Origin of the sequence: Mangrovimonas cancribranchiae, assembly GCF_037126245.1 — a bacterium.
Lineage (GTDB): Bacteria > Bacteroidota > Bacteroidia > Flavobacteriales > Flavobacteriaceae > Mangrovimonas > Mangrovimonas cancribranchiae.
On sequence record NZ_CP136925.1, the window covers coordinates 816,884 to 841,183 of the forward strand.

15 protein-coding genes are annotated in these 24,300 nt (G+C 36.9%); 5 read left to right on the plus strand and 10 right to left on the minus strand.

Features of this window, described 5'->3' with window-relative positions; translation table 11 throughout:
• Positions 1-5 precede the first annotated feature (5 nt).
• The 6 genes from R3L15_RS03665 to R3L15_RS03690 all read right to left on the minus strand — a co-directional run bounded on the left by R3L15_RS03665 (position 6) and on the right by R3L15_RS03690 (position 11,877).
• Complete coding sequence (locus R3L15_RS03665; protein ID WP_338733296.1) at positions 6-4,565, minus strand: malectin domain-containing carbohydrate-binding protein; 4,560 nt, start codon at positions 4,563-4,565, stop codon at positions 6-8.
• A 172-nt stretch (positions 4,566-4,737) separates the two neighbouring features.
• Complete coding sequence (gene secA / locus R3L15_RS03670) at positions 4,738-8,094, minus strand: preprotein translocase subunit SecA (protein WP_338733297.1); 3,357 nt, start codon at positions 8,092-8,094, stop codon at positions 4,738-4,740.
• 152 nt (positions 8,095-8,246) lie between these two features.
• Positions 8,247-8,468, minus strand: coding sequence for a DUF2795 domain-containing protein (locus tag R3L15_RS03675; RefSeq protein WP_007648604.1), 222 nt, complete (start codon positions 8,466-8,468; stop codon positions 8,247-8,249).
• A 137-nt stretch (positions 8,469-8,605) separates the two neighbouring features.
• Positions 8,606-9,178 carry a cob(I)yrinic acid a,c-diamide adenosyltransferase gene (locus R3L15_RS03680; protein ID WP_338733301.1) on the minus strand — a complete coding sequence of 191 codons (573 nt, stop codon included), beginning with the start codon at positions 9,176-9,178 and terminating at the stop codon, positions 8,606-8,608.
• A gap of 66 nt (positions 9,179-9,244) precedes the next feature.
• Positions 9,245-10,015, minus strand: coding sequence for a class I SAM-dependent methyltransferase (locus tag R3L15_RS03685; RefSeq protein WP_338733303.1), 771 nt, complete (start codon positions 10,013-10,015; stop codon positions 9,245-9,247).
• Positions 10,015-11,877 carry an ABC-F family ATP-binding cassette domain-containing protein gene (locus R3L15_RS03690; RefSeq protein WP_338733305.1) on the minus strand — a complete coding sequence of 621 codons (1,863 nt, stop codon included), beginning with the start codon at positions 11,875-11,877 and terminating at the stop codon, positions 10,015-10,017. The genes R3L15_RS03685 and R3L15_RS03690 overlap by 1 nt, the downstream gene beginning before the upstream one ends.
• Before the next feature lie 108 nt (positions 11,878-11,985).
• Between R3L15_RS03690 and R3L15_RS03695 the strand changes: the two genes are divergently transcribed.
• The 3 genes from R3L15_RS03695 to R3L15_RS03705 are packed head-to-tail and all read left to right on the plus strand — an operon-like array spanning position 11,986 to position 16,597.
• A complete protein-coding gene (locus R3L15_RS03695; RefSeq protein ID WP_338733307.1) occupies positions 11,986-12,780 on the plus strand; it encodes a polysaccharide biosynthesis/export family protein in 795 nt (264 codons plus the stop codon).
• A gap of 4 nt (positions 12,781-12,784) precedes the next feature.
• Positions 12,785-15,262 carry a polysaccharide biosynthesis tyrosine autokinase gene (locus R3L15_RS03700; protein WP_338733308.1) on the plus strand — a complete coding sequence of 826 codons (2,478 nt, stop codon included), beginning with the start codon at positions 12,785-12,787 and terminating at the stop codon, positions 15,260-15,262.
• A gap of 45 nt (positions 15,263-15,307) precedes the next feature.
• Entirely contained in the window at positions 15,308-16,597 is a 1,290-nt protein-coding gene (locus R3L15_RS03705) for a nucleotide sugar dehydrogenase (protein ID WP_338733309.1), read from the plus strand.
• Between the two features lie 823 nt (positions 16,598-17,420).
• Here R3L15_RS03705 and R3L15_RS03710 read toward each other — a convergent pair.
• Positions 17,421-17,726, minus strand: a complete 306-nt coding sequence (locus tag R3L15_RS03710) for a GIY-YIG nuclease family protein (protein WP_338733310.1) — start codon at positions 17,724-17,726, stop codon at positions 17,421-17,423.
• A gap of 627 nt (positions 17,727-18,353) precedes the next feature.
• Between R3L15_RS03710 and R3L15_RS03715 the strand changes: the two genes are divergently transcribed.
• Positions 18,354-19,337, plus strand: coding sequence for an SDR family oxidoreductase (locus R3L15_RS03715; RefSeq protein WP_338733311.1), 984 nt, complete (start codon positions 18,354-18,356; stop codon positions 19,335-19,337).
• 985 nt (positions 19,338-20,322) lie between these two features.
• Here R3L15_RS03715 and R3L15_RS03720 read toward each other — a convergent pair.
• From R3L15_RS03720 to R3L15_RS03730, 3 genes are all read right to left on the minus strand, one after another.
• On the minus strand, positions 20,323-20,628 hold the full coding sequence (locus R3L15_RS03720) for a GIY-YIG nuclease family protein (RefSeq protein WP_338733313.1): 306 nt from the start codon (positions 20,626-20,628) through the stop codon (positions 20,323-20,325).
• 724 nt (positions 20,629-21,352) lie between these two features.
• Positions 21,353-21,658 carry a GIY-YIG nuclease family protein gene (locus R3L15_RS03725; protein WP_338733313.1) on the minus strand — a complete coding sequence of 102 codons (306 nt, stop codon included), beginning with the start codon at positions 21,656-21,658 and terminating at the stop codon, positions 21,353-21,355.
• Between the two features lie 214 nt (positions 21,659-21,872).
• Positions 21,873-22,178: a GIY-YIG nuclease family protein gene (locus R3L15_RS03730; protein WP_338733313.1), complete on the minus strand. Its 306-nt coding sequence runs from the start codon at positions 22,176-22,178 to the stop codon at positions 21,873-21,875.
• Positions 22,179-23,056: 878 nt separating this feature from the next.
• On the opposite strand from R3L15_RS03730, the gene R3L15_RS03735 reads away from it, so the two are divergent.
• Positions 23,057-23,902: an ABC transporter permease gene (locus R3L15_RS03735; protein WP_338733314.1), complete on the plus strand. Its 846-nt coding sequence runs from the start codon at positions 23,057-23,059 to the stop codon at positions 23,900-23,902.
• The last annotated feature ends 398 nt before the right edge of the window (positions 23,903-24,300 follow it).

Sequence of the window (24,300 nt, forward strand, 5' to 3'; positions counted from 1 at the left end):
TTTTTTTAGTTATTCTGATCTTCACCCGCAACAGAAAAGTTACCAGATAGAAGTCCAAAATCATTAATAAAAACACCTGCATCTCCATTAAAATCGGCAGATGAGTTGTAATCTAAATCACCTTCTATTAGACCAAAGGTTCCCGATAGTACACCAAAGTCAAAAATGTCTACAATATTGTCGTTGTTTACATCGCCAGCTAATAAAAGAGGAACGGTCTCATTAATATTTTCAGAGATTGTTACTGAAAGAGCACGTTGTAAAAACATAGGGTGTTTTACTAAAATTTTGTACGAGCCGCTTTCTAAAGTTGAACTCAGTAAAATGTTGCCAGCAGTATCTGCTGTTTCGGTTTCGGTTATTATAGGAGTTACTAAATCGTTAATATCATAAATCACAATATTATAATTGCCACTGTAATCCGTACGTCCTTGAAGCGAGACGATTAGATCTACGGTATAAAACCCAACTTCTACAGTAATAAGTTGGTCGCAACTTACCGATGTATTCCCTGAAGCATCAGTTGCTGTCCATGTAATGGTGGTGTCTCCCAATGGATAGAGGTCGTTTAAAGACATACCATCAGAACGAATACCAGTGTAAGTTATCTCGGTAGAACAATTGTCGGTTGCTGTTGGGGTAATTATATTAACATTTGTTTCTGTTGTTCCAGAAACTACTTGCTCAATAATTGCTTCTGGACACGTTATAATTGGAGCTTCAGTATCATCAAGAATAGTCCAAGTAAAGGACCTTGATTTGCTAAGGCTGCCAGGTTTTGAGGCTGTTACGGTTACGATGTAAACCCCATCGCTATTTGGTCCTCCATTTACGGCTGATTCATCTATTTGCCCAAAAATTAGACCATTTGTTGGTTCTATATCGGTGCCTAGTGGTTGTCCAGAAATGCTATATGTTATATTGTCTAATGGATTACCTCCAGAGGCTTCTGCCTGAAAATCTGATACCTCTAACTCACATGAAGTTACATCAGATATGGGTTCTATTTCAATTTCAGGATAAGTGACGGCTAAAATTTCAATAGCATTAACTAAAGGATTTTGAAGTTCATGAACAAATGAAATATCTAAAACACCATCGTTTAAAGATACATTACGTTGTACCATACCAGCAATTCTATGTCCAAATTCGCCAACAGGATCTAAGCTTTCTATTTGTCTTACACCTTCTATATCGACATGTTCTATTCGCTCGCCAGGATTTGGTGTGCCATTGTATAGATTAGTAAAGTATAAATTAACAATATAGTCGCCATTAGGGAGTGTGATAGAGTAAGTCATAAGTTCTTCTGGGTCACTATTACTTAGCTCATATCTCATAACATCATTATACTCGCTGTTACTTATATAGTTTGGAATAGAAGGGTCTTTAAATGCGGGATCAATACTGCTAATAGAATAGCTAGTTCCTCGATTTACAACAAAAGATGCCCCAACAATAGTTGTATTATCTTCCCAATTTGGCCCATTATCTGTGGAAAGAACCTCTGGCCCTCCACAATTTATCCTTACTAGAGGCGAATAAATATCGGTAAGGTGTCCTATTAAATTAACTAATGTAGTGCTTGTGCCAGAATGTACAATTTCTAATTGGGCATTCTTAATTCCAATAAGGCCATCGGAACTAAAATCGATAGGGATATCTATAGATGCACTTGGTGGTATATTTAATGGTAAACTAATATCTGAAGAAAAAAGTGTGGCATCATCGCCACTAAAGTTTAATTGGGTAATGGTTATGGCACTATCTGTAGGGCCGCCAGCATTAGTAATAGTAACAGATTTAGTGCGTTGTGTGTTAAGAACTGGTGTTAAGCCAAAGTCGACTGTTTCTGGAGACGTTGTTAATAAACCATCCTGATTTTCATAAACTTCAATATAATCCCAGGTAGCTGTAAATGGGTTAGGTGTTGTACTGCTTCTAGAGGTAGATATAAGTCCTACGGCCATTCCAATATTATCAGAAACGTCAAAAAAGCTAGCAGGTAATGTCATTGGGCTCCCTAAAAGAGTTAAGGTATTACCACCATCAATAGAGTAGTAGGGTTGTGCTGTTTGCAAAATAGGATCTATAGAAGCATATAAATATACCGAACCACTTAAAAGCATGTCGGTAATGTCGTATTTAGTATCTGAAGTAACAACTCCGTTGTCTTCTAGTAAAACTTGTATGCCATGTTCTGTATCGGCATTACTTGTTCCAGTCATGATAACAATTTTTAAATAATTGTCTTGGTCTCCTGTACCAAATTGTATGCCGTAAGATTGAAAGTCAACAGGATCGTTTTGAGAACCTCCTGAGCCAAAAAAAGGCGATTCTACTTTTGTATGGATTGTAAATGAGTTTGTTAAGTTACTTGTGTTAAACCCAAATTGAAACCCATATTCTTGAGAGTTTAGATTTTCTAATGCATCACCACCACTAACGCTATCTACAGTAGCTTTTCCTGCAGCACCGCCAAAGGACATATCATTTTCATTAAATTGTGTTAGATAGTCTGTAGCCCCTGTTGGGTTAAGCATAAGTCCCGTAAAACCTAAACCAAAAAAGCCAGTTCCAGGATCGTTATTCCAAAACGGTCGATTTATAGGTAAAGTCGTATTCATACCGTTGTCTGGATCAATAGGGAATGGATCATTAACATCAAGTATACCGTCGTTATCATCGTCATCATCATTTAAATCAGAGATGAAATCACCGTCAAAATCTTTAGGTTTACTACTTTGTGAGCATATATTAGAGCCATTATCAATTTCATCTTGATTGCTGTATCCGTCATTATCATAATCGGCACTGGCATTATACTCAGGATCATTAGGTTGATAACATTCAATTTCTGCTGGTTCAAAAACAGTAATACTATTGGAACCATAGGTGGCTGCCCAAACGGTACCAGGAAAAATATCATTATCGCTTTGCGCAATAACATCTAGAGGAATGCTACCAAAACCATTAAAAGTGGCTTCGTATTCTAAAACAGTATCGCCAGTGGCATTTAAAACATATCGATTAATATCACCATTGAATGATGCTGTAAGAATATTACCTTGCATGGCACCGCCAAAGTTGGAAGCGGTATACTCGGCAATACCGTTTGTCGATGAATTAATAACATCTAAAATATTAACTTTTGGGCTGCCAACAGGCTCATCTAATAAGTATTCTCCTATATGTGGCTGATCTGGAAAGTCGGTAATAAGAAAGTCTGTATTAAAATAACCTGAAATGCCTGATATTAATTCCTCCAAGTCATGAGTTTCTATAGGAATCCATGAGCCTCCAGAGTTTTCGTAAGCTATAACTTTAGCTCGAGATGGGAAGGCTAAAATAGGAATAGGATGGCCGCCATAATAAGTGCCGTTACTATCATTTATGGTTCCTACATAATGTAATGGGTCTCCAACTAAAGAACTTCCAGATTCATTAAGTTCGTTAGTTATATAATGATTATTAGGGTCGTAAGTAATTGTGCTTTGGTCACCCAAGAAAACATCGGTATTAATATCGTATATTTTAGGCAATCCACCCCATAATGAATTAGGGCCATTGTCTGATGTGTAAATACGGCCATTTTCAGTTACTAAAACATCGTAAGCATTTCTAAATCCTGGTGCAAATACTTGGACAGGTCCTCCTGGTTCTGGAATAGCTTGGTTTAAGCTATTGTTCCCGCCAAAAGGATCACCTAAATCTATAGTGGCATTATACATAGGATGCCCAACAGGGTAAGGGAACTCCGGATGTGTGTTGTCTATATCTGGACGAGAAGGTGAGGGGTCGTTTAAGGTTGGTAGATCGTAAATATAATCAGTGTTAGTTCTAGGGTCGTTATATATTGGCATGTTTTCTAATTGCGTGATATCAACAATTAACATAGACCCTGAAAAGAAATACTCTGGTGTAGCAGCAAAATTGTTACTTGGAGCCCCTTTGTTAGTTTGACCACCTTGAGCAACTAAAAGATAAGTATTGCCGTTACGCTCAAACATTTGCATGCCATTTATAGCATGGTTTTCTTCACAACGAGGAAGGCCTCTAACTAAATCTACTTTTGCCCAAGCAGAACCATCCCATTCAAGTTTAGAAATGGTGCTAGAATTAGTATCTAGATTGGTGTCGTTTCCAGCAGAGCCTCCACCTAATAAATAGTCTGATGAGGTGACATATATAATTGGGTTTGTAGGTGTGCCTTTTACTAAAATACCAGTAATTAAACGTTGTTGACTTGGGTTAAAGTTTCCTAAATCATCATGATTAGGAACACCTATTTTTATATGATTAATTTCTTCAATGGCAGTAGCTGTGTAAGTACCGTTTCCTTGTGAGGCAGCATCGCGTTCTATGGTATATGCCCAAATGGTGCCATTTTGTTGCGCAACATATAAACGATTATCTGGGCCAAATTGTAATGATGTTGGATTAAGAATATTACCATTAACTAAACCAGAAGAACTAAAACTAATGGTTTGGGCATGGGAAAAAAATGACAACACAAAGGTAAGGCATGTAGCTGTTAGGATCTTGTTATAGCTTAAAGGCTTCATAATTTTTTCGGTTTTTGTGCTATTAATCGAAAAAATAAGAGGAATATTTACTATGTGTAAGATATAAATTAACTACTTCAATAAGAGAAGTTTTCGTTGAAATGACAAAATTTCGGTTTTGACGTTTTTTTATAAAAAAAGGCAGGAAATTTCCTGCCTTTTAAAGTATGTTTTATTCTTCAATTAAAACCCAATCACCTTTTTCTATTAAAGGAATGGCTTGCTTGTATTTTAGGGTTTTATTTTCGCCACTCATAACGTGTTTAATGGTTACACGATCGTTTCTGCCAATTTTTGGTTTGTCACGAATGATAGTTTCTACTGGTTCTGTTTGCTGTTGGGTATTTCCTGCAGCACGATTTTGAGCAGCACGTTCATCCATATTAGGAATTTCCTCTTTAGAGGTTTCTAATTGCTCTTTTTTACGTGTTTGTTTGGCTTCACTAATAGCATTAGTGTCTTCGGTTGGTAGCTCGCCTTTAAATAAGAATGAAATCACATCTTTGTTAACTTGATCAATCATACTCTTAAACAATTCAAAAGCTTCAAACTTATAGATTAAAAGCGGATCTTTTTGCTCATGTACCGCTAACTGAACAGATTGTTTTAACTCATCCATTTTACGTAAATGCGTTTTCCAAGAATCGTCTATAATGGCAAGTGTAATATTCTTTTCAAAATCGGTAATAAGTTGTTTACCTTCCGTTTCGTAAGCTTTCTCTAAATCGGTAACTACTTGTAGTGTTTTTACACCATCGGTAAACGGTACAACAATACGCTTAAATTTATCGCTTTGGTTTTCATACACATTTTTAATTACCGGGAATGCTAATTCAGCATTGCGTGTCATTTTAGTACGATAGTGTTCAAAAGCAGCTTTGTAAATAATACCAGCAATATCTTGTGGCGACTTTTTAGAAAAATCAGCTTCGGTAATTGGTGAACTCATTGAGAAATAACGAATTAATTCAAACTCTAAATTCTTGAAGTCATTAACAGCTTTATTAGTTTCGGCGATAGCTTCAGATGTATCGTAAATCATATTGGCTAAATCCACACGTAAACGCTCTCCATATAAGGCATGATAGCGACGTTTGTAAACCACTTCACGTTGCGAGTTCATCACATCATCATACTCCAGTAAGCGTTTACGAACCCCAAAGTTATTTTCTTCAACTTTCTTTTGGGCGCGTTCTATAGATTTTGAAATCATAGAATGTTGAATAACTTCACCTTCCTCAAGCCCCATGCGGTCCATCATTTTGGCAATACGCTCACTACCAAATAAGCGCATCAGGTTGTCTTCTAAAGACACATAGAATTGCGAACTACCTGGATCTCCTTGACGTCCTGCACGACCACGTAACTGTCTATCTACACGTCTGGAATCGTGACGTTCTGTACCAATAATAGCTAAACCACCAGCGGCTTTTACTTCGTCACTTAATTTAATATCGGTACCACGTCCCGCCATATTGGTAGCAATAGTTACCTGTCCTGGACGGCCAGCTTCGGCTACAATATCGGCTTCTTTTTTATGTAATTTGGCATTTAATACGTTGTGAGGTACTTTTCTTATGCTTAACATTTTTCCTAGTAACTCACTAATCTCTACAGAGGTTGTTCCTATTAAAACAGGACGACCAGCTTGCGATAGTGCAGTAACTTCTTCTATAACAGCATTGTATTTTTCGCGTTTGGTTTTGTATACTAAATCTTCACGATCATCACGAGCAATAGGTCTGTTAGTAGGGATTTCTACCACATCTAATTCGTAAATTTCCCAGAATTCGCCAGCTTCGGTAACAGCTGTACCTGTCATACCAGACAGTTTACGGTACATTCTAAAGTAATTCTGTAAGGTTACCGTGGCAAAGGTTTGGGTCGCAGCTTCAATTTTTACATTTTCTTTGGCTTCGATAGCTTGGTGTAAGCCATCGCTATAACGACGCCCATCCATAATACGACCCGTTTGCTCATCAACAATCATAACTTTATTGTCCATAACCACATATTGAATGTCTTTTTCAAATAGGGCGTAGGCCTTAAGCAATTGGTTAAGCGTGTGAATACGTTCTGATTTTACACCAAAATCACGGAATAAGTCTTCTTTAGCTTCGGCTTCTTCTTCTTTAGATAAATTTTTGCTTTCTATGCGAGAGATTTCCATACCTATTTCTGGCATAACAAAGAAATTTGGATCGTCTGCGCCAGAAAGGTAATCAACACCTTTATCGGTTAATTCAATTTGATTGTTTTTTTCGTCAATTACATAATACAGGGCTTCATCAACCTTAGGCATTTCACGATTGTTATCCTGCATGTAAAAGTTCTCGGTTTTTTGAAGGAGTTGTTTCACGCCTTCTTCACTTAAAAACTTAATTAACGCTTTGTTTTTAGGAATACCTCGATACACACGTAACAACTGGAAGCCACCTTCTTTAGTGTCGCCTTCGGCGATGAGTTTTTTGGCTTCAGCTAAAACACCTGTTAAAAACTTGCGTTGTACAGTAACAATATCGTCTACTTTTGGTTTAAGCTCATTAAATTCGTGATGATCGCCTTTAGGGATTGGTCCTGAGATAATTAATGGGGTACGTGCATCATCGATTAATACTGAGTCGACCTCATCTACAATAGCATAGTGATGTGGACGTTGTACTAAATCGTCTGGCGAGTGCGACATATTATCACGTAGGTAATCAAACCCAAACTCGTTGTTGGTACCATAAGTAATATCGGCATTATAGGCTTTTTTACGAGCGGCCGAGTTAGGCTTGTGGTAATCTATACAATCTACAGTTAGTCCATGGAATTCAAAAATAGGCGCCATCCATGCGCTATCACGTTTGGCTAGGTAATCGTTTACGGTAACTAAGTGAACACCTTTTCCCGCTAAAGCGTTAAGGTAAACAGGTAATGTAGCCACTAAGGTTTTTCCTTCACCAGTTTGCATTTCGGCAATTTTACCTTGATGCATAGCAACACCACCAATTAACTGAACATCGTAGTGTACCATATCCCAAGTAACTGGTTTACCGGCAGCATCCCAAGAGTTAGCCCAAATGGCTTTATCATCTTCTAAAGAGATATATGTTTTATCTCCTGATAATTCTCTGTCAAATGTTGTAGCCGATACGGTTAATGTGGTATTGTTTGCAAAACGCTTAGCAGTTTCTTTAACTACTGCAAAAGCTTCAGGAAGGATGTCGTTTAAAACGGCCTCCGTAGCAGTATAAATATCATCTTTAACCTTGTCGATTTCTTGATAAATCTCGTCGCGTTTATCAATGTCTTCAGTTGCTTCGGCATCTTTCAATAATGTATCTATAGTATCATTAAAAGGTTGTCTAGCTTCTGCAATTTTGGTTTTAAAGTGCTCGGTTTTGGCTCTTAACTCATCGTGAGATAGGCCTTCCATAGCGCTTTCGAAAGATTTTATTTTAGTAACGATAGGCATAATAGCCTTAACGTCTTGTTTGGATTTGTCGCCGACAAACAGTTTTAATACTGAATCTAAAAAACTCATGTGTGTTATGTTTTTAGGCAACGCACCTCATGGTTCGTGCCCATATGTTATGTGTTCCTACTTTTTACAATAAAAAGGGAACCGTTTTTTTGTTGATATATCGTGCAACAAAAAAAGCCTCCTGTGAGAGACTTTTTTGTTGTTTTTCATATTTAATATTCGTCCTCGTTCCAGAGGTAATCTTCATCTGTTGGATAGTCCGGCCAGATTTCCTGGATCGATTCGTATTGATCGCCTTCATCTTCTATAGATTGAAGGTTTTCTACTACTTCAAGTGGGGCTCCAGTCCTGATAGAATAATCAATCAGCTCATCTTTAGTAGCTGGCCAAGGAGCATCACTTAAGTAGGATGCTAATTCTAATGTCCAATACATTTGTAATTCGTTTTAATTTTTTGCAAAAATAAATTTTTACGTTAAAAAGTCAAGAAAAAATTGAATTATTTACTCAATAATACAAAGAACGTGTCGTTTCCAAGGAATTTTTTGGAAATAATTTGATTTTTAATGGATTAAGATTTCTCAGGAATCCACTTAATTTCCTCGGCGTTTAAGTCATGTGTCAACTTTCGTGCCAATACAAAAAGGTAGTCAGAAAGACGGTTTAAATACATTAAAACATGCGTGTCAATAGGTTCCAATTCATGCAATGCCGTCGCTAAACGTTCGGCGCGTCTACAAACACAACGAGCAATGTGACAGAATGACACCGTTTGATGTCCTCCAGGTAATACAAAATGTGTCATAGGAGGTAAGGCATCGTTCATGGTATCCATTTCGGTTTCTAATAAAGTAATATCAGCCTCAGAAATTTTAGGAATATTTAAACGTTCTTTACCGTTTTTCAAGGTGGCTTTTTCGGGATCGGTAGCTAAAATAGCGCCCAATGTAAATAAACGATCCTGAATTTGGGTAAGTAACTCTTTATATCTTGGGGCAATGTCCTGATCTCTAATAAGCCCAATATATGAGTTGAGTTCATCTACCGTACCATAACTTTCTATGCGAATATGATGTTTAGGAACACGTGTGCCACCAAATAATGCTGTGGTACCTTTGTCGCCTGTTTTTGTGTATACCTTCATGATGTCTTAAATAAGATTTTTACAACTGGCTAAAGGTAACAAGTAATATAGCGAATAGAAAGTGTTTTATAACCTAATTTTAAAATGTTGTTTGGCTTGTTCTGTTCTAAAAAAAACAAGTCCCCAAAAATAGGTGTCGATGGTTACAGTAACTTTAGGATGTTGTTTAATGGTTTCCCAAGCTTCGGTCATGTCTTTGCTCCAATAAATATCATCAAAAATAAATACGGTATCGTTGTGGGTGTAGTGTAGTAAGGTTTCGAAATACGATAAGGTGGCTTTTTTTGTATGGTTGCCATCAAAAAAAATCATATCATAGGTAGGATGTGATATTTGTTTGAGTGTTTTAGAAAAATCGCCTGTAATAAAAGTGAGTTGTTTATGATATTGAAGGAGATTTTCTTGCGCTATTTCTGATAATTTTGGACAACCTTCAATGGTGGTAATATGATTGTTTTTATGTCCTAAGCAAAGGGCTTGAGTGGCTAACCCTAAAGACGTGCCAAGTTCTAAAGACGTTTCAAATGAAAAATATTGGGTTAACCGATATAAAAATTTAGTTCTCACTAGTGTAGAACCCGAGTGTTTAGCTATAGTAGCGATGTGTCGTTTTGGAGTATTGCTTTGTTGCGATCCTGGTCCTAAATCGGTGACCGAAATAATAGTATTGTTTTTTAAAAGCTGTTTCCTGTAAGCTTTTAAAGCTTTATAAGCTGCATAGGGTTTGGTGTCGTAAAAACACGTTGTGACTAGCTGGTATACAAAAGGCGAGTGTACACCATGCTGATTGGTAGATTGCCATAAAAAACGGAGATATGTTTTTATGCGATACCACATTAGTTTTCTAGTTTTTCAACCAGTTCTAGCCAACGCGTTTCTTTGGTCTCAATAGTATCCATGATATCTTGTAGCTTTTTTGATAGTTCGGTTATGGCATCTTGCGATAAGCTAGTGTCGTGAAATTGAGCTTCTAGGGTTTTCTTGTCGTGTTCCAGATCTTTTAGCTTACTTTCTATAGCTTTGAGTTCTTTTTGTTCGTTATACGAAAGCTTGCTGCCACTATCTTCTCGCCAATTTTTTTTCTCCTTGTTGGAGGTGCTAGAAGTATCTGTTTGTGGTTGACTACTTTCATAAGTACGATAGTCACTATAATTGCCAGGAAAATCTTCAACCACACCTTGGCCTTTAAATACAAATAAGTGGTCGGTAATTTTATCCATAAAATAACGATCGTGCGATACCACAATTAAGCATCCAGGAAAATCTAACAGGAAGCTTTCTAGTACATTAAGCGTTACAATATCTAAATCGTTAGTAGGCTCATCTAAAATAAGCACATTAGGGTTTTGAATTAACACGGTACATAAATACAAACGTTTACGCTCGCCACCACTAAGTTTTTCTACAAAATCGTATTGTTTTTTACGATTAAATAAAAAGCGCTCAAGGAGCTGTTGGGCACTAATTTGTTTCCCTTTTTTTAAGGGAATATACTCGCCAAAGGCCTTTATAACGTCTATGACCTTTTGTTGTGGTTTAATAGGAATGCCTTTTTGAGTATAATACCCGAACTTTACCGTTTCACCAATAATAATTTTCCCTGAGTCGGGTTGGGCTGTTTGTGTAAGGAGGTTTAAGAAGGTTGATTTTCCAGACCCATTTTTACCAATAATACCTAAGCGTTCGCCATTTTGAAAGTTATAATTAAATTGATTTAAAAGGACATTGTCGCCATAAGATAACGAGACATTATGAAACTCGACCACCTTGTTTCCTAAACGCTCCATGTTGAGTTCTAATTGCACCTCATGGTCGTTGCGTCGCTTTTTAGCCTGCTGTTTTATACTCTTAAAATCGTCTATACGCGATTTAGATTTGGTGGTTCGCGCTTTAGGTTGCCGGCGCATCCAATCGAGTTCCTTTTTGTATAATTGTTGGGCTTTACCCGTTTCTATGGTTTCACGTTCTATTCTAGCATCGCGTTGTTCAAGATAATAACTATAGTTGCCTTTGTAGCTATATAATTGTCCATGATCTAACTCGAGAATCTCGTTACAAACACGCTCTAAAAAGTAACGATCGTGAGTAACCATAAACAAGGTCATGGGAGTTTTAGCGAAAAAACTTTCTAGCCATTCAATCATCTCTAAATCTAGATGGTTGGTGGGCTCATCTAAAATAAGAATATCTGGTTTTTTTAATAACGCCAAGGCCAAAGCTAAACGACGTTTTTGACCACCAGAGAGTTTACTAACCGTTTGGGTAATATCGTTTAGCTGTAATTGCGATAAAATTTGGCGGTATTGTGTTTCAAAATCCCAAGCATTGTTGGCATCCATTAAATCAAAAGCTTTTTGGTATGCTTTGGTATCTTCAGGATGGTTTAATGCGTGTTCGTATTGCTTGATAATTTTAAGCGTTGGATTATTGGTATTAAAAATACTGGCTTCTATGGTTAGTGTTTCATCTAATTCAGGTTCCTGAGGTAAAAATGCTACTTGCAAGTTATTTCTATAAATAATTTGTCCTGTATCTGGAACATCTCTACCAGCAAGCATGTTTAAAATAGAGGTTTTTCCAGTACCATTTTTGGCGACTAACGCTACCTTTTGCTCCTTGTGTAGACTAAAAGAAATGTCTTTAAACAAGGTGCGTTCGCCATAAGACTTAGATATGTTTTCAACGGTTAAATAATTCACTTAAATGAAGCTTTTTGCAAATAAACGGATAAAAGTCAAAATAAAGGATATAAGTTTTGTTATTCCTTGTTAAAAGTTATATTTGTGTTTAAACACTCGTAATTCCACATGAAGAAATTAGGCTTCCTGTTCCTGCTGTTACTAGGAATTTTTTCTACCTCATGTATTCCTCATAAGGATACTTTGTATTTTGTAAACAAAGCAAATGCTTTAGACTCATTGCAAACTATTAAAGAAATGCAGAAGCCTTATCGTGTGCAGATTAATGATATTTTAACTATTCGTGTTAAAGCCTTAGATCAAGATAATGTTCGTATTTTGAACCCTATTGATAGCCCTAATTTAAATATGACTAGTGGTGAAAAATCCTATTACGATGGTTTTACAGTAGATGCTCATGGGAATATACGTATGCCTACTTTAGGATATATTAATGTGTTGGGATATACTACTGAAGAGGTTGAGGAATTACTTGAAGAAAAACTTTTGGAAGAGCAGTTTAAAGAAACCGCTAATATTTTTGTTACTGTTAAATTGGCGGGGATGCGCTTTACTGTTATGGGTGAAGTAGGCAGTCCAGGTACCAAAACCTTATTTCAAGAGCAGGTAAATGTGTTTGAAGCTATTGCGAACTCTGGTGAAATTCCAGTAACTGGCAATAAAAAAGAGGTGCTTATTATACGGCAATATCCACAAGGACAAAAAATACATCATATCGATTTAAACGATGTGGCCGTGATGCAATCGCCGTATTATTATATTCAACCCAACGATATTATTTACGTGCCACCATTAAAGCAAAAGTCTTTAGGAACAGGCGAAACTTTAATGCAAAACGTGGCTACTGTAGCTACGCTTTTATCGTTAGTAACCACATCCATTTTATTGATTAACCGATTATAATATTATGGCTTACACTGAATTTGACGACCAAGACTTTCAGGAAAAAGGCGGGATGACCTTTGATTTTAAAGGTTATCTATTTAAAATCCTTAATTTATGGAAGATGGTGTTGTTTTGTGTAGGCGTGGCTTTGTTAATAGCCTACTTTATTAATGTTCGTAAGCAAAACATTTATCGTTTAAGCTCTTTAATCTCTGTCGAAAATGAGCAAAACCCATTTTTTACGGCTAATACCAGTATTTCGTTTAATTGGGGCGGTGTTTCAGGTAAAATGGGAAAAACCATTACCACACTTCAAACACGTAGTCACAACGAGAAAGTTGTCGATTCGTTAGAATATTACATGACCTACTTAATTGATGGAAAATACCGAAAGGAAGATATTTACAAAAAGGCTCCTTTTGTGGTGATGTTAAATCGTACTAAACCTCAAATATTAGGTCGCCATTTGGGTATTCGGTTTATCGATTCTAATACGTTTGAACTGTTTACCGAGTTTCCTTCGTCATCAGCAACAGCACAAATTTATAATACTAAAGAAAAGCTTAGAGTCTCAACGCCACAAGGGGCTTTTAAGCAGAAATATACTATTGGAGATGTAATTACATTGCCTTTTTTTAATGCTACATTACAATTAAGAACGCAAAGAGACATAAAGCCTGGAACGGTATTTTATATTCAGTTTTCAAACTTCGATTCTGTTGTAAATAGGTATAAAAACCGTATAAAAGTAGCGCCGTTTAACAAAAGCTCGTCTTCGGTATTACAACTGTCTTTAACAGGAACTAATAAAGCTAAAATAGTCGATTACCTTAATGCGACGTCCGATATTTTAAGTCGTACCGAGCTAGAACGAAAGAATCTATATGCCTCTAATACCATTAAGTTTATCGATAGTAGTTTAGCTATTGAGAGTGCGCGTTTAAAAGATGTAAACGACGAGATGAACAACTTTAGAAAGCAAAGTAAGGTGTTTAATATTAGCGAGGAAATGACGGAGACGAGCGCTAAATTAAAAACCTACGAAAAGCAAAAAGACGAGGAGTATAATAAGTTAAACTATTTAGATGCTTTAGAAGATTACTTAAACACTAAAACCAATTATACCAATATCGCGGCGCCTACATCGGTAGGTATTAACGAAGGGAACATTCTAAGTAGTGTAACTAAAATTACACAATTGGCTATCGAGCGTCAAAATATGGAGTATACTACAAAGCCAGACTCACCTTTATTTAAAGACTTAGACCGCCGTATTGATTCAGAAAAAAATGTGTTGTTAGAAACCATTAATGCCACTCGAAAAACCATTAATATATACTTAGGGTCTATTAATAAAAACATTGCAGAACTAGAAGCTAGATTAAGTGATTTGCCAGAAGATGAACAAGAGTATTTAAAAATACAACGCAAATTAAGTATTAGTCAAGAAGCCTATAATGTGTATATGAATAAACGCAGTGAAGCGGCAATTGTTAAAGCAGCAAATGTATCAGATATAGTAACCATAGATGAAGCTAAAGATATAGGTGGCGGTTTAATAGGGCCTAATAAATCTTTAAACTACATGATGGCTTTAATGATTGGCTTTTTAACGCCTCTATTCCTCATTTTTATCATGTATCTTTTAGATAATACCATACATGGCTCGGATGAGGTAGAGCGTTTGTCGTCTATTCCTATTATTGGATTGTTAGGTAAATATCGTTACCACAATAATTTGGTGGTTTATGAAAAGCCTAAGTCTGCTGTATCAGAATCGTTTAGAGCTATCCGGTCTAGTTTGCAGTTTATTTTAAACAAACAAGCCAACAGCACTCGTGGACGTACTATTATGATAACCTCATCGGTAAGTGGTGAAGGGAAAACCTTTTGTTCTATTAATATTGCTACAGTCTATGCGCTGTCGGGTAAAAAAACAATTTTATTAGGATTAGATTTACGGAAGCCAAAGATTTTTGACGATTTTAATTTAACAAACGATCGTGGTATGGTAAATTATTTCATTGGCGATAATACGTTTGATGAGGTTATAAATCATACCCATATTGATAATTTAGATGTAGTAACTTCAGGGCCTATTCCGCCAAACCCCTCCGAATTATTAATGAGTGATCGTATGTCGCAACTTATAACCGAGCTACGTGATACTTATGATATGATTATTTTAGATACGCCACCATTAGGATTAGTAACAGACGCTTTAGAATTGGTTAAGTATGCCGACACGTCAATTTTTATGGTGCGTTTAGACTATACCAAAAAAGGTATGTTGCAACTCATTAATGCTAAGTATCGTGCTGGAGAAATTAAAAATATTAGTTTTGTATTAAACTTTTATAAGCATAAAACCAATCATAATTATGGCTATGGTTACGGCTATGGCTATGGTTATGGCTATGGTGTGTACGGAAATGCGTATCATACCGATAAACCTAAAACCCTTTTACAAAAAACTAAAGCATTTTTAAAACGCTTGTAGATTAATAGCAAACAATAATTATTTCGACCAATTTAAATCGCTCTTATGGATCAAAAAAAAATCGCCATTATTGGATTAGGCTATGTAGGGTTACCTCTAGCTGTAGAGTTTGCTAAACAATATCCTGTTATAGGATTTGATATTAACACAAAACGTATTAACGAGTTACAGTCTGGAACCGATAATACCTTAGAGGTGTCCGACACCGATTTAAAAGCTGTTTTAGCCACGTCACCAAATGAAAAAACAGGACTTTGGGTTACCAATGACCCTCAAGTTATGGCTGAAGCTCAAATTTATATTGTTACGGTGCCAACCCCTACAGACGACCTTAATAAACCCATTTTTACACCACTTATTAAAGCTAGTGAAACCGTAGGAAAACTATTAACCCCTCAAGATATTGTTATTTATGAATCCACTGTATATCCAGGAGTAACCGAAGATATTTGTGTCCCTATTCTAGAGGCGCAATCAGGGTTGGTATTTAATACCGATTTTTTTGCAGGCTATTCACCGGAACGTATTAACCCGGGAGATAAAACTCATACCGTAACTAAAATCTTAAAAGTAACCTCAGGCTCTACCCCAGAAATTGCTAAAGTAATAGATGATTTATATCGTTCGGTTATTATAGCGGGAACACATTTAGCGCCTTCTATTAAAGTAGCCGAAGCAGCGAAAGTGATAGAAAACTCTCAACGCGATATCAATATTGCATTTGTAAACGAGTTGTCAAAAATATTTCGTTTGCTAGATATTGATACTCAAGCGGTTTTAGAGGCTGCAGGAACCAAATGGAACTTCATTAATTTTACCCCAGGTTTAGTTGGTGGCCATTGCATAGGAGTCGATCCATATTACTTAGCGCAAAAAGCCATAGAAACTGGCTATAACCCCGAAATTATTTTAGCAGGACGTAAAATGAACGATAGTATGGGAAGCTATGTTGCTCAAGAAACTGTAAAAATGATGATTAAAAAAGGGGCACGTATTCGCGATGCCAAAGTATTGGTGTTAGGTATAACGTTTAAAGAAAACTGTCCTGATATACGTAACTCACGCGTTATAGATATTATTAAGGAGTTTGAAACTTACGATGTAAATGTAGATGTGTACGACCCTTGGGCATCAGCCGAAGAAGTCAAGCATGAATACGGTCTAGATTTAATATGTTGTGCTTCGCAATTACAGCCCCAATATGAAGGGATTGTATTGGCGGTATCTCATAAAGAATTTTTAGAGTTAGATATTACAGCTTTAAAATCAGAACATGGTGTCGTTTTTGATGTAAAGTCTCTATTACCAGCACATCAAGTAGATGCTAGGTTATAACTTTGAAGCCTATTGTCATGCTCCTGTCTACTGACTGGTAGATGGTTTGGCATCTCAACCAAACACCGCACCTACATAACCAAGACCCTGAACCAAGTTCAGGGTGACAAGGGGGGAGGAGATGCTTATTTATGTTCTTCATTCATTTTGCCTTGATGCAAAACGAACCAAAAAATCAAGTCTGTCTGAGGTGATTCCTTTGGACCACTCACGCTCGATGCTTCATGCTCTTTTCCGACGGTATCGGAACGCAGTTCCGCATCTTTGTTCGTTATCACTGCTGACAGTCGTTTGTTTTCTGGCGTTGCCAGAATGAGGTTGACTTTGTTGTATTCCTATCTGCCATGCCTACGGCAGGTGAACCGACAGGTAGATGGGTTCAGGATCTCTTTGTATCTAAACTCCTTGTCATGCTGAACTTGGTTCAGCATCTCCTTTTGTTTTAAAATGCCCTTATTTATATTTTTTCATTTTCTTTACTCGTCTAAAGAAAACGAAACAAAAGAAACGACGCCTTGTCGGTAGGGATTTTACCTACGGTAAACCCCTCTCAAAACTTTCGCGTCATGGTATGACTGGATTTCGAAGCTTTTGAGATGTATCCTTACGACAAGTGGTTTTCCTGCTTCGCAGGAAGAAGACGTTTAGGGTGACAGGGTTTAATATAAAGATTCTTCACTTCACTACGTTACGTTCTGAATGACAGGGTAGAGATTCTTCGTGTCACTGTCGCTCACTCTGAATGACAGTGAGTATCTGAATAGAAGAGACGATTGTCATTCAGAAGGAGGTTAAGTATTGACCGACTGAAGAATCTAAGGTTTTAAATACTTTCATTTAAAAATCTCCAGTCTTTATTGGAATTAGAAAATAGAGTTTCTTTTTTTGCTCTGCTCATACCTTTAATTTGTTTTTCCTTTTTAATGGCTTGTTTAATTTCTGTAAAATGCTCGTAGTGTATCAGGTAAAAACATTTGTACTTAGCAGTAAATGCTTTTGAGAAGGGTAATGGGTTTTTGTGATGATATAATCTATCTTTTAGGTTGTTTGTAACACCAGTATAGAGTACAGTTTTGTTTTTATTGGTTAGGATATAAACATAATAGTTATGGGTGCCTTTGGTTTTCATGTTTTAAATTTATAAAAGATTCTTCACTTCACTACGTTACGTTCTGAATGACAGGGTAGAGATTCTTCGTGTTGCTGTCGCTCACTCTGAATGACAAGGTAGATTCTTCATGTCGCTGTCGCTCACTCTGAATGACAATGGGGTTCTTTTTGTCATACTGAATTCATTTCAGTATCTCTCACTAACAATACAAGCTCTCATGCTCCTGCCTGCCATGCCTACGACAGGTGAACCGACGGGTAGATAGTTCAGCCTCTCTTTGTATCTAAACTCCTTGTCATGCTGAACTTGTTTCAGCATCTCTTTACAGCATTTTTTAAATATCGTTTTTCAACGATTACAAGACCCTGAAACCAGTTCAGGGTGACAAATCTTAACTATATTCTAGCTAGCTGTTGTCATGCTCCTGCCTGCCATGCCTACGACAGGTGAACCGACAGGTAGATGGTTTAGTATCTCTTTGTATCTAAGCTTCTTGTCATGCTGAATTTATTTCAGCATCTTTTTATAACGTCTCATTAGTTTGCTTACCGTTGTGAAGTAGAAAACTATTTATTAATAAGCTTAATAATTGCTTTGGTTTTTATGAATTAGTCGTATTTTTAAACCGTAAAATCTATTGCAATTATGTTGTACAACAAGGCTTATCATACTCAAGATTTATCGGCGTTATCGTTTTTAGTTACAGGTGGCGGTGGCTTTATAGGGAGTAATCTTGTGGAATACCTTTTAAATCATGGCGCGAAGCAGGTACGTGTGCTAGATAACTTTTCTAATGGCTATCGTGAGAATCTCACCGCGTTTGTAAAGCATCCTAATTTTGATCTATTAGAAGGTGATATAAGAGATTTAGAGACTTGTAAGCAAGCTATGGAAGGCATCGATTATGTGTCTCATCAAGCAGCGTTGGGGTCGGTGCCGCGTTCTATTAACGATCCAGCAACTACAAATGCCGTCAATATTTCAGGGTTTTTAAATATGCTTATTGCTTTAAAGGATAGTGCTACTGTAAAACGTATGGTATATGCCGCGTCTAGTTCTACCTATGGCGATAGTAAATCCTTACCAAAAGTAGAAGGGACTATAGGGAAACCCTTATCGCCTTATGCGGTAACAAAATATGTGAATGAGCTTTATGCGGAGGTGTTTGGTACAACGTATCAAACCGACTGCATAGGTTTACGGTATTTTAATGTATTTGGCCCTAAGCAAAGTCCTAAAGGTGCTTATGCTGCGGTAATTCCGTTGTTTATGCAAGCTTTAAAAGCCCAGGAATCGCCAACAATTCATGGTGATGGTGAGCAAACGCGTGACTTTACGTTTGTAGCCAATGCTGTACAAGCTAATGTGAAAGCCTTTTTTGCTTCTGAAGAAGCAGCCAATGAGGTATATAATGTGGCTTGTGGTGAACGAATTAGTGTCAATTATTTATGGAACAGTTTACAAGTGGCAGCAGATAGTAATTTATCTGCTATTCATGGGCCTTCACGTCAAGGTGATGTGCGTGATTCGTTAGCCGATATTTCTAAGGCAAAACGTTTGTTAGGGTACACTCCCGAATTTTCAGTAAAGGATGGGTTACAGATTACTTGGGATGCGTTTCAGAGGTGATATGTGTTTGATGTCATTTAGTCTTTATTGTGCTCCTGTTAGTCACAGGTAGATATTTCAGCATTTTCTTGCTCACAACTTTTTGTCATGCTGAACTTGGTTCAGCATCTCCTTTTTTTTAAAATGACCTTATTTATATTTTTTCATTTTCTTTACTCGTCTAAAGAAAACGAAGCAAAAGAAACGATGCCTAGTCGGTAGGGATTTTACCTACGGTAAACCCCTCTCAAAACTTCGCGTCATGGTATGACTGGATTTCGAAGCTTTTGAGATGTATCCTTACGACAAGTGGTTTTCCTGCTTCGCAGGAAGAAGACGTTCAGGGGGACAGGGTTTAATATAAAGATTCTTCACTTCACTACATTTCGTTCTGAATGACAGGGTAGATTCTTCGTGTCACTGTCGCTCACTCTGAATGACAATGGGATTCTTTGTGTTACTCTACTTACTTTAAATGACATTCTTTTTGTCATGCTGAATTCATTTCAGTATCTCTCACTAACAATACAAGCTCTCATGCTTCTGTCTGTCTATAGTTAGATGTTTCAGCATCTCCTTTTTTTTAAAATGACCTTATTTATATTTTTTCATTTTCTTTACTCGTCTAAAGAAAACGAAGCAAAAGAAACGATGCCTAGTCGGTAGGGATTTTACCTACGGTAAACCCCTCTCAAAACTTCGCGTCATGGTATGACTGGATTTCGAAGCTTTTGAGATGTATCCTTACGACAAGTGGTTTTCCTGCTTCGCAGGAAGAAGACGTTCGGGGTGACAGGGTTTAATATAAAGATTCTTCACTTCACTACGTTACGTTCTGAATGACAGGGTAGAGATTCTTCGTGTCGCTGTCGCTCACTCTGAATGACAGGGTAGAGATTCTTCGTGTTGCTGTCGCTCACTCTGAATGACAGTGAGTATCTGAATAGAAGAGACGATTGTCATTCAGAAGGAGGTCAAGTATTGACCGACTGAAGAATCTAAGGTTTTAAATACTTTCATTTAAAAATCTCCAGTCTTTATTGGAATTAGAAATTAGAGTTTCTTTTTTTGCTCTGCTCATACCTTTAATTTGTTTTTCCCTTTTAATGGCTTGTTCAATTTCTGTAAAATGCTCGTAGTGTATCAGGTAAAAACACTTGTACTTAGCAGTAAATGCTTTTGAGAAGGGTAATGGGTTTTTGTGATGATATAATCTATCTTTTAGGTTGTTTGTAACACCAGTATAGAGTACAGTTTTGTTTTTATTGGTTAGGATATAAACATAATAGTTATGGGTACCTTTGGTTTTCATGTTTTAAATTTATAAAAGATTCTTCACTTCACTACGTTACGTTCTGAATGACAGGGTAGAGATTCTTCGTGTCACTGTCGCTCACTCTGAATGACAATGGGATTCTTTGTGTTACTCAACTTACTTTAAATGACATTCTTTTTGTTTTATCATTTTTTTACTCGCTTCAAACAATCAAAAATTAAGGGTTTAGTTTTTATTGATTACATGAAAATTTAGTAGGATTTTTTCATAGGGCTCCCATAGGGTATCCATAGGGTTGCTATGGGGTTAATATATGGTGTGTGTCTCAAACACCTCGTTCTTTACTTTCGCTGTGCTTTGTTTACCCACGCTGCAAGAAAAACATCCACTGGATGTTTTCTTAACGTTCGGTCCTCCTCTTCATCTGAAGCGGAGAGCTCTTTGGTTTATCAAAATAACAAGCAATAGTGTTCTGTTATGTTAAGCTTTTATGATGTATCCTTACGACAAGTGGTTTTCCTGCTTCGCAGGAAGAAGACGTTTAGGGTGTGATAGGTTTAATATAAAGATTCTTCACTTCACTACATTACGTTCTGAATGACAGGGTAGATTCTTCTTGTCGCTGTCGCTCACTCTGAATGACAGGGTGGATTCTTCATGTCGCTGTCGCTCACTCTGAATGACAGTGAGTATCTGAATAGAAGAGACGATTGTCATTCAGAAGGAGGTCAAGTATTGACCGACTGAAGAATCTAAGGTTTTAAATACTTTCATTTAAAAATCTCCAGTCTTTATTGGAATTAGAAATTAGAGTTTCTTTTTTTGCTCTGCTCATACCTTTAATTTGTTTTTCCCTTTTAATGGCTTGTTCAATTTCCGTAAAATGCTCGTAGTGTATCAGGTAAAAACACTTGTACTTAGCAGTAAATGCTTTTGAGAAGGGTAATGGGTTTTTGTGATGATATAATCTATCTTTTAGGTTGTTTGTAACACCAGTATAGAGTACAGTTTTGTTTTTATTGGTTAGGATATAAACATAATAGTTATGGGTGCCTTTGGTTTTCATGTTTTAAATTTATAAAAGATTCTTCACATCACTACATTACGTTCTGAATGACAGGGTAGAGATTCTTCGTGTCACTGTCGCTCACTCTGAATGACAGGGTAGAGATTCTTCGTGTCACTGTCGCTCACTCTGAATGACAGTGAGTATCTGAATAGAAGAGACGATTGTCATTCAGAAGGAGGTCAAGTATTGACCGACTGAAGAATCTAAGGTTTTAAATACTTTCATTTAAAAATCTCCAGTCTTTATTGGAATTAGAAATTAGAGTTTCTTTTTTTGCTCTGCTCATACCTTTAATTTGTTTTTCCCTTTTAATGGCTTGTTCAATTTCCGTAAAATGCTCGTAGTGTATCAGGTAAAAACACTTGTACTTAGCAGTAAATGCTTTTGAGAAGGGTAATGGGTTTTTGTGATGATATAATCTATCTTTTAGGTTGTTTGTAACACCAGTATAGAGTACAGTTTTGTTTTTATTGGTTAGGATATAAACATAATAGTTATGGGTGCCTTTGGTTTTCATGTTTTAAATTTATAAAAGATTCTTCACATCACTACATTACGTTCTGAATGACAGGGTAGAGATTCTTCGTGTCGCTGTCGCTCACTCTGAATGACAATGGGATTCTTTGTGTTACTCAACTTACTTTAAATGACATTATTTTTGTTTTATCATTTTTTTACTCGCTTCAAACAATCAAAAATTAAGGGTTTAGTTTTTATTGATTACATGAAAATTTAGTAGGATTTTTTCATAGGGCTCCCATAGGGTATCCATAGGGTTGCTATGGGGTTAATATATGATGTGTGTCTCAAACACCTCGTTCTTTACTTTCGCTGTGCTTTGTTTACCCACGCTGCAAGAAAAACATCCACTGGATGTTTTCTTAACGTTCGGTCCTCCTCTTCATCTGAAGCGGAGAGCTCTTTGGTTTATCAAAATAACAAGCAATAGTGTTCTGTTATGTTAAGCTTTTATGATGTATCCTTACGACAAGTGGTTTTCCTGCTTTGCAGGAAGAAGACGTTTAGGGTGTGATAGGTTTAATATAAAGATTCTTCACTTCACTGCGTTGCGTTCTGAATGACAGGGTAGATTCTTCGTGTCGCTGTCGCTCACTCTGAATGACAGGGTAGAGATTCTTCGTGTCACTGTCGCTCACTCTGAATGACAGGGTAGATTCTTCGTGTCACTGTCGCTCACTCTGAATGACAGGGTAGATTCTTCGTGTCGCTGTCGCTCACTCTGAATGACAATGGGATTCTTTGTGTTATACTGAATTCATTTCAGTATCTCTTACAAATTACCCACTTGTTACGAAATCTTGATTTTTTAATAGTAAGTTTTGGTTTGTTGTAGCAATTGTTATCTTAGCCCTTAGGAATAACGTTACCAATTAAATGAGTTTAGAAACACGCGTGTACCAAAAAGAAAACACCCTACGGTTTGGTAGGTTGTTGCGGGCTTCGTTAATCGATATTATATCGTCTCGTTTTTTGGCAACACAATTAGCAGTTCGCGATATCAAAGCGCAATACAGGCAATCGTATTTTGGTATTCTATGGGCATTTATTACACCATTAACTACGGCATTTGTTTGGATATTTCTAAATAGCACAGGCACCATTAGGCTAACCGATACCGGTGTGCCATACCCTGTGTATGCTTTTTCTGGAACCTTGTTGTGGTCTATTATTAAAGAATCGATCAACACGCCAATGTCTAGTACCAATGCGGCAAAGTCTATTTTAACTAAGATTAATTTTCCTAAAGAAGCTTTAGTGGTGTCGGGTATTTTTAAGTTGCTGTTTAATAGTGCGATAAAGGTACTCTTACTGGTGGTGTTTATTTTTGTGTTTGGTGTCGGGTTTCATTGGAGCTTATTACTCTTACCGTTTGCGTTATTTGCTGCGGTGTTTTTTGGGATTACCCTAGGGTTGTTTATAACGCCCTTGGGGATGTTGTATAAAGATGTTAGCCGATTTATAGGGTTTGGATTAGGTTTTTTAATGTATGTTACACCTGTGGTGTATGCTATTCCTAAAGACGGTATTATGAGAACGCTTATGTTGTGGAATCCGTTTACCCCTGTTATTGTCACCGCTAGAGATCTGGCTTTAGGGCAACCTTTACAGTTTTTACCCTATTATATAGGATTATTATTGGTTTGTGTGCCATTATTGTGTTTAGGTTTAGTGTTTTATAGGTTGTCTATTCCTATTATTGTGGAGCGAATGAGTGCGTAGACGCGAGTAGTGAGATGTGAGTAGTGAGTAGTGAGACGTGAGTAGTTGAAAAAAACCATTCGGTTTCCGTTCACGAGTAAAAACAAAGCACCTAAAATAAGACATTGAGTACAAATGCAGGTAACATACCACCCAACAACGACGTCCTTGTAAAGGTGGAAAACCTAATAAAAGAAATAGTAAAATAGAAAGGCAAAATGTCATTCAGAACGCGCATAGTGAAGTGATGAATCTAAAACATAATAAGTTGAATTAAAATAGAGATGCTTCAGTCGGTTATTGCATAACCTCCTTCTGCATGACATGGTGTTTGTCATTCAGAGCGTTAGCGAAGAATCTAGAATAAATGACGGAACAAGAACATAACATACAACCTAACAACGATGTCCTTGTAAAGG

Coding starts and splice junctions, on each gene's coding strand:
- R3L15_RS03665 (WP_338733296.1), bottom strand. CDS start 4,565: ATGAAGCCTTTAAGCTATAACAAGATCCTAACAGCTACATGCCTTACC.
- secA (WP_338733297.1), bottom strand. CDS start 8,094: ATGAGTTTTTTAGATTCAGTATTAAAACTGTTTGTCGGCGACAAATCC.
- R3L15_RS03675 (WP_007648604.1), bottom strand. CDS start 8,468: ATGTATTGGACATTAGAATTAGCATCCTACTTAAGTGATGCTCCTTGG.
- R3L15_RS03680 (WP_338733301.1), bottom strand. CDS start 9,178: ATGAAGGTATACACAAAAACAGGCGACAAAGGTACCACAGCATTATTT.
- R3L15_RS03685 (WP_338733303.1), bottom strand. CDS start 10,015: ATGTGGTATCGCATAAAAACATATCTCCGTTTTTTATGGCAATCTACC.
- R3L15_RS03695 (WP_338733307.1), top strand. CDS start 11,986: ATGAAGAAATTAGGCTTCCTGTTCCTGCTGTTACTAGGAATTTTTTCT.
- R3L15_RS03700 (WP_338733308.1), top strand. CDS start 12,785: ATGGCTTACACTGAATTTGACGACCAAGACTTTCAGGAAAAAGGCGGG.
- R3L15_RS03705 (WP_338733309.1), top strand. CDS start 15,308: ATGGATCAAAAAAAAATCGCCATTATTGGATTAGGCTATGTAGGGTTA.
- R3L15_RS03710 (WP_338733310.1), bottom strand. CDS start 17,726: ATGAAAACCAAAGGCACCCATAACTATTATGTTTATATCCTAACCAAT.
- R3L15_RS03715 (WP_338733311.1), top strand. CDS start 18,354: ATGTTGTACAACAAGGCTTATCATACTCAAGATTTATCGGCGTTATCG.
- R3L15_RS03720 (WP_338733313.1), bottom strand. CDS start 20,628: ATGAAAACCAAAGGTACCCATAACTATTATGTTTATATCCTAACCAAT.
- R3L15_RS03725 (WP_338733313.1), bottom strand. CDS start 21,658: ATGAAAACCAAAGGCACCCATAACTATTATGTTTATATCCTAACCAAT.
- R3L15_RS03730 (WP_338733313.1), bottom strand. CDS start 22,178: ATGAAAACCAAAGGCACCCATAACTATTATGTTTATATCCTAACCAAT.
- R3L15_RS03735 (WP_338733314.1), top strand. CDS start 23,057: ATGAGTTTAGAAACACGCGTGTACCAAAAAGAAAACACCCTACGGTTT.